The sequence below is a fragment of the Sulfitobacter sp. HI0040 genome (assembly GCF_001634885.1).
In the GTDB taxonomy this organism is placed as follows: domain Bacteria; phylum Pseudomonadota; class Alphaproteobacteria; order Rhodobacterales; family Rhodobacteraceae; genus Sulfitobacter.
In genome coordinates, this window is record NZ_LWEX01000374.1 from 1 (window position 1) to 11241 (window position 11241).

Below are 11241 nucleotides of genomic sequence, written 5' to 3' on the forward strand. Positions count from 1 at the left end.
GGGCGGGGGGGCTGATGTTCGTGGCCTATGCCTTTGCCAAGCGCTACAACTTCCCGACCGAGGCGGCCTTCAACCTGCCGCGCCTGCGCGAGACCTTTATGGATGCGCTGCCCGCCTTCACGCTTCCGGTCATCATCCTGGGCGGTATCTTCGGCGGCTATGTGACCGCGACCGAGGCCGCGGGGCTGGCGGTGATCGCGGCGCTCGTGGTGTCGGGCTGGTACGGGAACCTCAACCTGCGCCATCTGCGCCGCGCCATGCTGGACGGCGGGATGCAGACCGCCGTCGTGATGCTGCTGGTGGCCGCATCGGTGCTGATGGGCGGCTTTCTGACCCGCGCGCAGATCCCGCAGCAGCTGGCCGAAAGCATCCTGTCGATCACCACCCAGCAATGGGCGATCCTGCTGATCCTGAACTTCTTCTTCCTGATCATCGGCTTTTTCCTGCATTCCGCCGCCGCCATCATTCTGGTCATTCCCATCGTGATCCCGCTGATCACCGCCGCGGGAATCGACCCGGTGCACTTCGGCCTCGTGGTGACGCTGAACCTTGCGATCGGGCAACAGACACCACCTGTCGCATCCGTGCTGATCACCGCCTGTTCCGTGGCCCGCGCCAATATCTGGGAGGTTTCCAAGGTCAATATCTGGTTCGTCGGCGTTCTCTTGACCGTGCTGTTGCTGTGTACTTACGTGCCCGCAGTACCGATGTTCCTGGTGGAGTATTTCTACAGATGAGTACCGACACATCCGACCTGCTGGACGAGCTTCGCGACGGGGTCCTGTGGCTGAGGTTCAACCGGCCCGAAGCCCGCAACGCGCTGACCTTCGCCATGTACGAGCGGCTGGCCAAGATCTGCGCGGAGGTGCCGACGGACGGATCGGTCCGCGCCATCGTGATTTCCGGGGCGGGCGGCAAGGCCTTTGCCGCGGGGACGGACATGACCCAGTTCCGCGCCTTCGAGACGGCGCAGGATGCGCTGGACTACGAGGCAAGCATCGACCGGGTGCTGGACGCCGTGGAACGCTGCCCCCTTCCCACCATCGCCGCCATCCACGGGGCCTGCACCGGGGGCGGGGCCTCTATCGCGGCGGCCTGCGACATCCGCATCGCCTCGTCCCGGCTGAAGTACGGGTTTCCCATCGCGCGTACCTTGGGCAACTGTCTTGCCGCCGCGAACCTCGCGCGGCTGTCGGAACTGATCGGGGCAGGGCGGGTGCGCGAGATGATCTTTACCGCGCGGCTGATCGAGGCCGGGGAGGCGGAGCGCATCGGACTGGTAAGCGAGGTGCTGGAGGATGAGGACGCCCTGATGGCGCGTGCCGCAGCACTGGCGGCTGAGGTGGGATCCATGGCGCCGCTGACCCTGCGCGCCACCAAGGAGGCCATGCGCCGCCTCCGGCAGGCCAACCCGCCGGACGACAGTGACCTGATCGTATCGTGCTACATGAGCGATGATTTCCGCATCGGCATGGAAGCCTTTCTTGCCAAGGAGAAACCGGAGTGGACAGGGAAATGAGCGCGCGTTCGGGGCCGCTGGCGGGCATGCGGGTGATCGAACTGGCGCATATCATGGCGGGGCCGGTCTGCGGCATGATGCTGGCCGACATGGGCGCGGATGTCGTCAAGGTCGAGAAGCCCACGGGGGACGACAGCCGCCGCTTCGTGCCGCCCAAGGTCGGGGACGAGGCCGCCGCCTACATGATGATGAACCGCAACAAGCGCGGCATCGCGCTGAACCTCAAGGACCCCGGTGCCGTCGATGTGCTGCGCCGGCTGCTGGCGGATGCCGATGTGGTGATCGAGAATTACCGCAAGGGCACGATGGAAAAGCTGGGGCTGTCCTACGAGGAACTGGCCGAGGCCAATCCGCGCCTGATCTATTGCGAGATCTCCGGCTTTGGCCGGACCGGGCCCTACGCCGACCGGGGCGGATTCGACCTGATCGCGCAGGGCATGTCGGGGCTGATGTCGATCACCGGCGAAGGCCCGGGCCGCCCGCCCGTGAAGGTCGCCGCACCGATTTCCGACATCAACGCAGGCATCCTTGCCGCGATGGGGGTTTCGGCGGCCTATGCCAATGCGCAGAAGACCGGGCTGGGCCAGAAGGTCGATACCTCGCTCTTCGAGGCGGCCATCGTGCAGACCTATTGGCAATCGGCGATTGCCTTCGCCACCGGCAACCGGCCCGAGCCGCTGGGCTCCGCCCATCCGCTCAACGCGCCCTACCAGTCGTTTCAGACCAGCGATGGCTGGATCAACGTGGGCGCGGCCAATCAGGGCAACTGGCTGCGCTATCTGGAGGTGATCGGCGCGCCGGAGCTGAACGACGATCCGCGCTTTTCCTCCAACGCCGCGCGGATGGAGAACCTGGACGCGCTGGTCGAGATACTGAACGGCTACATGGCGCAGGACACGACGGAAAACTGGCTTTCCCGGATGGAACGGGCGAGCCTGCCCGCGGGGCCCGTGAACGACATCCTGCAGATGCACGAGGACCCGCAGGCGCTGGCCCGCGACATGATACTGGAGGTCGACCACAGCACCGCGGGCAAGGTCAAGACGCTGGGCCATCCGGTGAAGTTCAGCCGGACCCCGGCCAAGGTCGCCATGGCGGCCCCGGTCCTCGGCCAGCACACCCGCGCCGTGCTGGAAGAGGCAGGATATAATGCGGGCCAGATCGACGCCCTGATCGAGGCGGAGGCGATTATCGCCGCCTGACGGGGCAGGGGGGTGGGGGCGTCTACAGAGCGCCCAGTTGGCGGGAGATGGCCCTGGCACATTCCAGAACGGCACTGGTGACGCGGTCGTTCGGCGGCTCGGGCCGGTCGAAGGCGCGGGTCGCGTTGATCGCGCCCACGATACTGCCGGACATGTCGCGGATGGGTGCCGCGACGGAGGCCATTCCCCGTTCGAAACTGCCCAGTTGCACGACGATCTCGCTCTGCCGGTCGGCCTTCCACTGCTGAAGCAGACTGCGCATGTTCTGGGCCTGACCTGCACCCCCGTCCTGCGGGTCGTCGCGGTAAAGCGCGACGATCGCCTCTTCGTCGAGATCCGTAAGCAGCACCCGGCCCATGGTCGTCGCCGCCGCCGGAAGGCGGCTGCCGACATGCACGATGCTGCCCATCCCCATCCGGCTGGCGACACGCAGCATGTAAAGCACGCTGCGCCCGTCCCGCACCCCGAGGTGGGTGGACCAGTCGATTTCATCGCGCAGGTTCTCGATCTCTGGCAGGGCGATCTGCACCAGTTCGCGCGATGCCATGTAGCCATGGCCGAGCCGCAGCACCGCAGGCCCCAGCGCATAGGTCTGGCTGCGGGCGTCCTGCAGCAGAAAGCCGAGATGCGTCAGGGTATAAACCGTGCGGAATGCGGCAGAGCGGCTTAGCCCCAGATGGCGAGCAATCTCGCTGAGCGAGAGTTCCGTGCGATGCGGGGTAAAGGCGTCCAGCACCTCGAAGCCACGAATCAGGCCGGGCACGAGGTAGCGGTCGGCGTCCAAATTTGTTTTGTCCATAAAACGACGTATAGCCTGTGAAACATTTCGATCCTACAGATTTCTGCATGACCCATGCGGATTTTTACAGGAGTACCGAGATGAACATGCAGTCAGATGCAGCCCCGCTGAAGGCGGAACTAAAGGCGCATACGGGGCGCTTCAGCGACAAGGCTTTCGATTGGGATGCCTTCCCCTCCAACTCCGGCTTTCCGGATCTGGCACGCGCGCAGATGCGCTATATCGGGGCGGGCGGTTCGCCGAAGGTGGGGGATACCTCGACCCTGAAGGCTGACAATTTCACCGTTTCGCTCATCTACAAGGAGCCGGGGAAATATGCCGCCTGCCACAGCCACGAGATCGAAGAGAGCTTTCTGATCATCGACGGCGCGCTGATCGTCGGTTGGGAGAAGGACGGCGAGGTGGTGGAGGTCAACCTCGGCCCGAAGGACATGATCCTGAACGCTCGTGAAATCGGCCATGGCTTCCGCGTGGATGGTGTAGAGCCGGTGCTGATGACGATCTCTGTCGACGTGGGCAAGCCGTTGCCGCCAGTCTATCACTATCACCCCAAGGAGCACGCCCCGGAACTGGCCCGTGCCTTCGGCGCCAAGCCCGGAGAGACCATCCGCTTCGATCCCGAGGGCGATCATCCGCTGCAGAAACTGATGGCCCAATATGTGGTGCGCCATTCGGAACTGCCGACCGTCTGGGAAGACGCGGGCTTCAGCCGCAAGGTCTATGTGGGCGAAGGCGGGCTGAGCCATGATACCTGCCGCAAGGAGATGTGGGGCATCCCTTCGCGTGTGGGCATCAAAGGCTTCACGCGGGAAGTGGAGGACGCGTTTCTCGTGCTCGAGGGCAGCCTGACCGTCGGTTGGGAAGAGGGCGGCAGGACCGTGGAGGTCGAGCTTGGCCCGCGCGATCTGGTCAAGACCCCGGCAGGCCGCAAACATTGGTTCCGCAATGACGGGGCGGCTGCGGCCACCGTCTGGCACGTGATCGGCACCGCAGAGGACGACGGCGTGGTCTACGAAGCCGCCTGAGCCCAAGCGCCCCGGCGGGTGTCACGGGCGCCGCCGGGGCGGCAGGGAGCGCGGATGTCTGCGGGATCTTGCCGAATGACCCAAAACTCTTGACTCGAACCCGGAATTAGAGCAATCATCATTATTGAACATAGTGTTCACATTTGAACACAGGACTGAGGGGGAGACGCACCATGGACGCATTCAAGGATCGGTTGGCCCAGCGAGCCAGCGATACGAGCCGGCCCGCCCTTGCGCATCAATGCCGGGGACGGGAACTGGAGCCGCAGGAAGTGGCTTTTGCCGCGGCGCTGATGGAAATCTACGGCACCGGCACCCATGACTACGATGCGGTCGCCGCCGCGCTGACAGAGCGTAAGTTCGAAGCGCCCCGGTCCGGCAAGACCGAATGGACGGCCCAGATGCTGCATGACGAACTGGCGGCAACGAACGCGGAGCTCGACAAGGCCTATGCGGAGCACGGCTATGGCGCTTGAGTTCCGCAATGTCACAAAGCGCTTCACCACGGCGAACAACGCGCTGACCGCTGTCAGCGATGTGAACTTTCGCGTCGCGCCGGGTGAGTTCGTTTCCGTCGTCGGGCCGTCGGGCTGTGGCAAGTCCACCATCCTGTCGATGACAGCCGGGCTCTATCAGCCAACGGAGGGGGAGGTTCTGGTGTCGGACGCCCCCGTCACGGGGCCGAACTCCCACGTCGGGTTCATGTTGCAGAAAGACCTGCTGCTGCCGTGGCGGTCGATCATTTCCAACATCGAATTCGGGCTCGAAGCGCGCGGGGTGGCCAAGGCCGAGCGGCGTGACCGCGCGATGAAGGAACTGGCCCATTGCCAGCTTGCCGGGTTCGAGAACCATTACCCCTATCAACTGTCGGGCGGGATGCGCCAGCGCGCGGCACTGGCGCGGACGCTGGCCATCGACCCGGAGATCATTCTGCTGGACGAACCTTTTTCGGCACTCGACGCGCAGACCAAGCTGTTGTTGCAGAATTCATTCGCCGGCACGATTGCCGAGACCGGCAAGACCACCCTGCTGATCACCCATGACCTGCACGAAGCGGTGCTGATGTCGGATCGCATCCTCGTGCTGTCCGAACGCCCCGGCACCATCGTCGCCGAGATCGAGGTGGATCTGCCGCGCCGGGACCGGCCGCTCGAACGCCGGGTGATGCCGCAGGTCGCCGATTATGCGGCACAGCTCTTCAAGCATCTGAAACTGGAAGAAAAGGCAGCCTGAGCCGGCCGCCCACTAAGGGAGATACCGAAACCATGAAACATACCATCCTTTCCGCCGTCACGGCCGCGACGCTGGTTCTGACCGCCGGGGCCGCCGCCGCGCAGGAAAAGGTGACCTACCTTTTCCCCGCGCCAGACTTCCTGCCCGCATTCGCGCCGTTCCAACTGGCGAAGGGGAACGGCTATTTCGACGAGGCGGGCCTCGACGTTACCTTTCAGGTGGGCAAGGGCGGCGCCGACGTGGCCACGCAGGTGGCGCTCGGCAATGCCGAACTGGGCGGCGGTATCGGGGACACGCCGATCATCGTACGTGCCAACGGGCTGGAGATCCGCGGCGTCGCACTGCTGGGGGGCCGTGGTCTGACCCAGCTGGCATGGCGCGAAGATGCTGGCATCACCGGGCCGCAGGACCTGAAAGGCAAATCCATCGGCGTTCTGTCGTTTCAGGATACCACCTACTACAACCTGCTGGGGGTGCTCGCCTCTGCCGGGCTGACGAAGAACGACGTGGATATTCAGGCCGTCGGGCCGGGTGGCATCATCCAGCTCACCATTGCCGGCAACCTCGATGCCATGTCGGGCGTGCCCGAGTGGATCGCCGCCATCGAAGCGGCGGGCGTGCCGATGGACCAGCAGCCGGTGGACAGCGTCTTTCCCGCCATGGCGCAGGCCATCATCGCCTCTGACGACACGATCGAGGAACGCCCCGAGGTGGTGCAGGGCTTTGTCGACGCGGTGCTGCGCGCGGTGCGCGACATTTCGGACGATCCGGCTGCCGCCGCCGCGCAATACGTCGCGCTTGTCCCGCAGCATTCCGAAAACCTCGCCGGGATCGAGGCGGTGATGCGGGCCTATGCCGAACTGATCTACCCCGAGGGGGAGAACCAGCCGCTTGGTGCTTTCGATCCCGAACGGATCAAGGCGGTTCAGGACTTCTACGTCGAGGCGGGCATCGTGCGTAACGCCGTCCCGGTGGAGGAGCTTTACACAAACGAGTTCATCAAATGACCGAAGTCAGCCAGGCCGTGGCCGGGAGAAGCGTCCCGGCCACCTCGGCCCCCGCCAGAGTTGGACCCCGTCTCATGCGTCTTGCCAATCCCACCGTCGCGAGCCTGATCCTGCTGGTCATCGTGCTGCTTGCTTGGGAATTCCTTCCCACCGCGCTGGATGTGCCGAAGTTCATCATTCCGACGTTGTCGGACTGCCTTGCCGAACTGGCGCGCATGTGGGCCTACGAGGGGCTTTTGGGTCACTTCCTGTCCACCGCGCTTTATACCGTGCTGGGCTTTATCGTGGGCAGCCTGCTGGGCGCGGTGCTGGGATATCTTCTGGGCATGTCCGCCTTCTGGGAGAAGGTTCTGTCGCCCTATATCCTCGCGCTGCAGATCGCGCCGAAGGTCGCCTTTGCCCCGCTTTTCATCATGTGGTTCGGCTATAACGCCATGCCGAAACTGCTGGTGACGGTGCTGATCGTGTTCTTCCCGGTGCTGGTCAACGTGCTGCAGGCCATGCGCACCGTCGACCGGGATCTGGTGAACCTCGCCCGGGCCTACAACCTCAGCCGGCTGGGGGTCTTCTGGAAGGTCGAGATGCCCTCGACCCTGCCGAACCTGATGGCCGGGCTGCGCATCGCTTCCACCCTTGCCGTGATCGGTGTGACCGTGGGCGAACTGGTGGGCGGCAACACGGGGCTTGGCTTCCTGATTTCCTACGGCGGCGGACAGGCCAATGCGGCCATGGTCTTCAACGCGATCCTGCTGCTCACGGTGATCGGATACGCGCTCTATTTCGCGCTGGTCAAGATCGAGGCCCGCGTCCTGCATTATCTGCCCCGCGCCGAACACTGACGCCGGGCAGCACACCCCATTCGACCGCGCATCGCGGCACCAGAGACAAGGGAGAAGGCAAATGACTGTCATCGACAAGAAGGCGCTGATCGAGAAGCGCGTGAACGAGGGGCTGAAGGGTCAGTGGTATCCGGTCTGCAAATCGGTGGAGGTGAAGACCTCCAAACCGTACGGGACCAAGCTCCTGGGTCAGAAGCTGGTGCTGTGGCGCGATGGCGCAGGAAAGATCCGCTGTCTTGAGGATTTCTGCCCGCACCGCGGCGCGCCGCTCAGCTATGGCGAGGTACACGGCGGCAACGTCGCCTGCCGCTACCACGGTGTTGTCGTCGATGGCGACGGCGTGGTTCAGCAGGTGCCGGCGATGCCCGAATGTGCGCTGGAGGGGCGCAAGGCGCTGCAGTCCTACATCGTGCGGGAAAGCAACGATGCGGTTTTCGTCTACGTGCCCTCGGCCGACCGGCCCGAACCGCCCGAACTGGCCCTGCCCAAGGAACTGACCAGCGACGAATGGACCGGTTTCCTTTGCACCAGCGTCTGGGAAACCAACTACCGCTACGCGCTCGACAACCTCGCCGACCCGATGCACGGCTGCTATCTGCATGCCGAAAGCTTCACGCTGGCCTATGGGTCCAAGCAGGACCTGATGCAGCTCAACAAGACCGAGGACGGCTTCCGTATCGAGCGGGTGGGCCAGACGGGCGAGAACTTCGACTGGACGGAATTCGAAATCCACGACGGGTCGATGTTCTGTTTTCTCGACATTCCCTATCCGCCTGCCGCCGGGCCGGGCGGGGTCTTCCGGATCATCGGCTTTACCACGCCGGTGGATGAGACCACCTGCCGCGTGTTCTTCTGGCGGATGCGCAAGGTAGAGGATACGGCCCGCGAAAGCTGGCGTTTCCTTTATCGCGCGGTGCTGGAGACAAATCACTGGAACGTGCTGGAGCAGGACCGGGTGATGCTGGAAGGCATGCCGGACGACGCCCGCCGACGCGAGATGCTCTATCAGCATGACCTTGGTGTCAGCCGGATCCGCCAGATCCTGACCCGGGCCGCCAAGGCGCAGGTCGAGGCGGAACTGAAGTCAGAGCAGATGGCCGCGGAATGACCCTGTCGGGCCGTCATATCCTTGTCACCGGCACGGCGCGGGGGCTGGGCGCGGAGATCGCCCGGTCGCTGGCGGGCGCGGGGGCGCGGTTGATCCTTGCCGATATCGCCGAGGACGAGGGGCGCGCCACCGCGCGGGAGCTTTCCGCCGACTTCGTGGCGGTCGACCTGGCCGATCCCGCTTCGGTCGCCGCCTGCGGCGAAGAGGTCGCGGCGCTGACCGGGGGCAAGCTGCACGGGCTGATCAACAACGGCGCCATTGCCACGGGCATCGGCGGCGTTCCCTACGACGAGATCGAGCCGGAGAGCTGGGATCTGGTGCAACGCGTTAACGTGCGCGGCACTTGGCTGATGGTGCGGGCCTGTGCGCCCCTGCTGAAAGCCTCGGGTTCGGGCCGGATCGTCAACATGGCGTCGGACACCGCGCTTTGGGGTGCGCCCCGGCTGATGTCCTATGTGGCAAGCAAGGGTGCGGTGATCGCGATGACGCGGTCGCTGGCGCGGGAACTGGGGCCGGACCGCATCGGGGTAACGGCGGTCGCGCCGGGGATACTGACGACGGAAAGCACCGAATACGTGCCCGAAGCGCGCCATACGCAATACGCCGAAGGCCGCGCCGTTCCCGGCCCGCAGGCCCCGCAGGACATCACCGACGTCGTCGCCTTTCTCGTCACCGAGGGGGCGCTGACGCTCACCGGGCAGGTTCTGCCCGTCAACAACGGGTTTGTTTTCGCATGAACTGGACCGCCGCAACATCCGAGGGGATCGAATACCTCGAACGCCCGGGCGCGGGGGCCGTGATGGTGCTCTTGCACGGGATCGGCTCCAACGCAGCATCCTTCACGCCGCTGCTGGCGCATCTGCCCGAAAACCTGCGGGTCATCGCGTGGAATGCACCGGGCTATGGCGGCTCCGCGCCGCTGGCGCGGGACTGGCCGCAGGCGCAGGACTATGCCGCAGCGCTCTCCGATTTTCTGGATCGCCTCGGGATCGAGTGCTGCGCAATGCTGGGCCATTCGCTGGGCGCGCTGATGGCGGCCTCTTTCGCCGCGGGCGCGGCGAACCGGGTGTCGCATCTGACGCTGGCCGCTCCGGCCATCGGCCATGGGGTCCCCCCGGGGGAGGCGCTGAGCGCCCCGGCGCAGGCCCGGATCGAGGCGTTGGAGCGCCTTGGCGCGCCCGCCTTCGCGGCGGAGCGCGCGGCGCGGCTGCTGCACCTGCCGGAGCGTGAGCCCGAAGCGCTCGCGCTGGTCGAGGGCGCGATGGCGCAGGTGTCGATGCCCGGTTACGGGCAGGCGGCGCGGATGCTGGCCTCTGGCCGGCTGCTCGACGATGCGGAACGGCTCTGGGTGCCCACGGATGTGATCGTGGGCGCGGAGGACCGGATCACCCCGCCGGAGGGGGCGCGGCGCCTGCACGGCGTGCTGCGCGGGCGCGCCCGGGGCCGCTTTACCGAACTGCCGGGGCTGGGCCATGCGCTTTACCAACAGCGGCCGGCGCGATTTGCCGAAACCCTTTCGACAACGGCCGCGGCGGCGGCGTGACACACAGGGAACACAGGGAGGGGACAAGATGACCGATATCGTTCGCACGGGCAGTCTGCGCGGCATCATGATGCGGGGCCCGGGTCTGACCCAGACACTGCCATTCTACGAAGACATGTGGGGCCTGAAACTGGCCCATTCCGAAGAGGGCACCGCCCTGCTGCGCGGCACGGGGGAGGAGACGTTTCTTTACGGGCTGAAGGAGGGGCCGGTCTTCGGGATCGAATACGTCCATTTCGCCATGCCGGACCGCGACAGCATGGATGCGCTGCACGCACAATGCACCGCAGAGGGCGCGACGGTGCTGGGCGAGCCGGCAGACTTCGACGACTGGGCGGGTGGATATGGTTTTGAGGTGCTGGACCCCGACAACCGCCGCCTGCGCTTTCGAACCGACGCGCGGTTGCTGGAGGAGGAAACCGAATGGGCCAAGCCCCGCAAGGTGAGCCATGTGGTACTGAACACCCCCGACATGGAAGGCACGCAGGACTTCTATGAAACGGTGCTGGGGTTCCGGGTCTCGGACTATTCCGCCGACCAGATGGTTTTCCTGCGCTGCAACAGCGATCACCATTCCATCGCGCTGGTGCGCGGTGCCTACGCCAGCGTGAACCACGTGGCCTTCGAGATGCCGACGCTGGACGAATTCATGCGCGGCATCGGGCGGATGAAGCAGAAGGGCCATGTGCCGACATGGGGGCCGGGGCGGCACGGGCCGGGCGACAATCCCTTTGCCTATTTCGTCTCGCCCTCGGGGTTCGTGATCGAGTTCACCTCTGAGCTGCAACAGATCGACGAGACCACGCATGAGGCGCAGGTCTGGCCGCGCGACGATCCCGAAAAGATGGACCGCTGGATGACCGCCGGCCCGCCCACGCCCGCGCAGCGCGCGGTGATGCAGGGCCGGCCCGATCCGGGCTTTCCCGAACTGCGGTCGAAGGCACGGGGGGCGGCGTGATGCACTAT

Annotated in this window: 13 protein-coding genes; 12 read left to right on the forward strand and 1 reads right to left on the reverse strand. The window is 65.3% G+C overall.

Annotation, left to right across the window (positions count from 1 at the left end; translation table 11 throughout):
- The 3 genes from A3728_RS15830 to A3728_RS15840 form a co-directional block, all read left to right on the forward strand.
- Positions 1-737: TRAP transporter large permease subunit (locus tag A3728_RS15830; RefSeq protein ID WP_150120842.1), on the forward strand; the 737-nt coding region annotated here is incomplete at its 5' end.
- A complete protein-coding gene (locus tag A3728_RS15835) occupies positions 734-1519 on the forward strand; it encodes an enoyl-CoA hydratase/isomerase family protein (RefSeq protein ID WP_067925716.1) in 786 nt (261 codons plus the stop codon). The genes A3728_RS15830 and A3728_RS15835, both read left to right, overlap by 4 nt.
- The gene (locus A3728_RS15840; protein ID WP_067925719.1) at positions 1516-2721 is read left to right on the forward strand and encodes a CaiB/BaiF CoA transferase family protein; all 1206 of its coding nucleotides are present in this window, start codon (positions 1516-1518) and stop codon (positions 2719-2721) included. Before A3728_RS15835 ends, A3728_RS15840 begins: the two co-directional genes overlap by 4 nt.
- Before the next feature lie 22 nt (positions 2722-2743).
- On the opposite strand, the gene A3728_RS15845 is transcribed toward A3728_RS15840, so the two are convergent.
- Complete coding sequence (locus A3728_RS15845; RefSeq protein ID WP_067925722.1) at positions 2744-3520, reverse strand: IclR family transcriptional regulator; 777 nt, start codon at positions 3518-3520, stop codon at positions 2744-2746.
- 80 nt (positions 3521-3600) lie between these two features.
- Here A3728_RS15845 and A3728_RS15850 point away from each other — a divergent pair, with 80 nt between their 5' ends.
- The 9 genes from A3728_RS15850 to A3728_RS15890 all read left to right on the forward strand — a co-directional run bounded on the left by A3728_RS15850 (position 3601) and on the right by A3728_RS15890 (position 11233).
- Entirely contained in the window at positions 3601-4545 is a 945-nt protein-coding gene (locus A3728_RS15850; RefSeq protein ID WP_067925725.1) for a cupin domain-containing protein, read from the forward strand.
- 173 nt (positions 4546-4718) lie between these two features.
- Positions 4719-5021, forward strand: a complete 303-nt coding sequence (locus tag A3728_RS15855) for a recombinase-like helix-turn-helix domain-containing protein (RefSeq protein ID WP_067925728.1) — start codon at positions 4719-4721, stop codon at positions 5019-5021.
- On the forward strand, positions 5011-5778 hold the full coding sequence (locus A3728_RS15860) for an ABC transporter ATP-binding protein (protein WP_067925730.1): 768 nt from the start codon (positions 5011-5013) through the stop codon (positions 5776-5778). Before A3728_RS15855 ends, A3728_RS15860 begins: the two co-directional genes overlap by 11 nt.
- A gap of 32 nt (positions 5779-5810) precedes the next feature.
- Positions 5811-6785, forward strand: a complete 975-nt coding sequence (locus A3728_RS15865; RefSeq protein ID WP_067925733.1) for an ABC transporter substrate-binding protein — start codon at positions 5811-5813, stop codon at positions 6783-6785.
- Complete coding sequence (locus A3728_RS15870; protein ID WP_082851130.1) at positions 6782-7624, forward strand: ABC transporter permease; 843 nt, start codon at positions 6782-6784, stop codon at positions 7622-7624. Before A3728_RS15865 ends, A3728_RS15870 begins: the two co-directional genes overlap by 4 nt.
- A gap of 61 nt (positions 7625-7685) precedes the next feature.
- On the forward strand, positions 7686-8732 hold the full coding sequence (locus tag A3728_RS15875) for an aromatic ring-hydroxylating oxygenase subunit alpha (protein ID WP_067925739.1): 1047 nt from the start codon (positions 7686-7688) through the stop codon (positions 8730-8732).
- On the forward strand, positions 8729-9469 hold the full coding sequence (locus tag A3728_RS15880) for an SDR family oxidoreductase (RefSeq protein ID WP_067925742.1): 741 nt from the start codon (positions 8729-8731) through the stop codon (positions 9467-9469). The genes A3728_RS15875 and A3728_RS15880 overlap by 4 nt, the downstream gene beginning before the upstream one ends.
- Positions 9466-10275: an alpha/beta fold hydrolase gene (locus tag A3728_RS15885; protein ID WP_067925745.1), complete on the forward strand. Its 810-nt coding sequence runs from the start codon at positions 9466-9468 to the stop codon at positions 10273-10275. Before A3728_RS15880 ends, A3728_RS15885 begins: the two co-directional genes overlap by 4 nt.
- Before the next feature lie 28 nt (positions 10276-10303).
- Positions 10304-11233: a VOC family protein gene (locus A3728_RS15890; RefSeq protein ID WP_067925748.1), complete on the forward strand. Its 930-nt coding sequence runs from the start codon at positions 10304-10306 to the stop codon at positions 11231-11233.
- Positions 11234-11241 lie beyond the last annotated feature (8 nt).

What these genes read in the sequence shown, in the direction of transcription:
- A3728_RS15835 (WP_067925716.1), top strand. Translation starts at nt 734, where the DNA reads ATGAGTACCGACACATCCGACCTGCTGGACGAGCTTCGCGACGGGGTC.
- A3728_RS15840 (WP_067925719.1), top strand. Translation starts at nt 1,516, where the DNA reads ATGAGCGCGCGTTCGGGGCCGCTGGCGGGCATGCGGGTGATCGAACTG.
- A3728_RS15845 (WP_067925722.1), bottom strand. Translation starts at nt 3,520, where the DNA reads ATGGACAAAACAAATTTGGACGCCGACCGCTACCTCGTGCCCGGCCTG.
- A3728_RS15850 (WP_067925725.1), top strand. Translation starts at nt 3,601, where the DNA reads ATGAACATGCAGTCAGATGCAGCCCCGCTGAAGGCGGAACTAAAGGCG.
- A3728_RS15855 (WP_067925728.1), top strand. Translation starts at nt 4,719, where the DNA reads ATGGACGCATTCAAGGATCGGTTGGCCCAGCGAGCCAGCGATACGAGC.
- A3728_RS15860 (WP_067925730.1), top strand. Translation starts at nt 5,011, where the DNA reads ATGGCGCTTGAGTTCCGCAATGTCACAAAGCGCTTCACCACGGCGAAC.
- A3728_RS15865 (WP_067925733.1), top strand. Translation starts at nt 5,811, where the DNA reads ATGAAACATACCATCCTTTCCGCCGTCACGGCCGCGACGCTGGTTCTG.
- A3728_RS15870 (WP_082851130.1), top strand. Translation starts at nt 6,782, where the DNA reads ATGACCGAAGTCAGCCAGGCCGTGGCCGGGAGAAGCGTCCCGGCCACC.
- A3728_RS15875 (WP_067925739.1), top strand. Translation starts at nt 7,686, where the DNA reads ATGACTGTCATCGACAAGAAGGCGCTGATCGAGAAGCGCGTGAACGAG.
- A3728_RS15880 (WP_067925742.1), top strand. Translation starts at nt 8,729, where the DNA reads ATGACCCTGTCGGGCCGTCATATCCTTGTCACCGGCACGGCGCGGGGG.
- A3728_RS15885 (WP_067925745.1), top strand. Translation starts at nt 9,466, where the DNA reads ATGAACTGGACCGCCGCAACATCCGAGGGGATCGAATACCTCGAACGC.
- A3728_RS15890 (WP_067925748.1), top strand. Translation starts at nt 10,304, where the DNA reads ATGACCGATATCGTTCGCACGGGCAGTCTGCGCGGCATCATGATGCGG.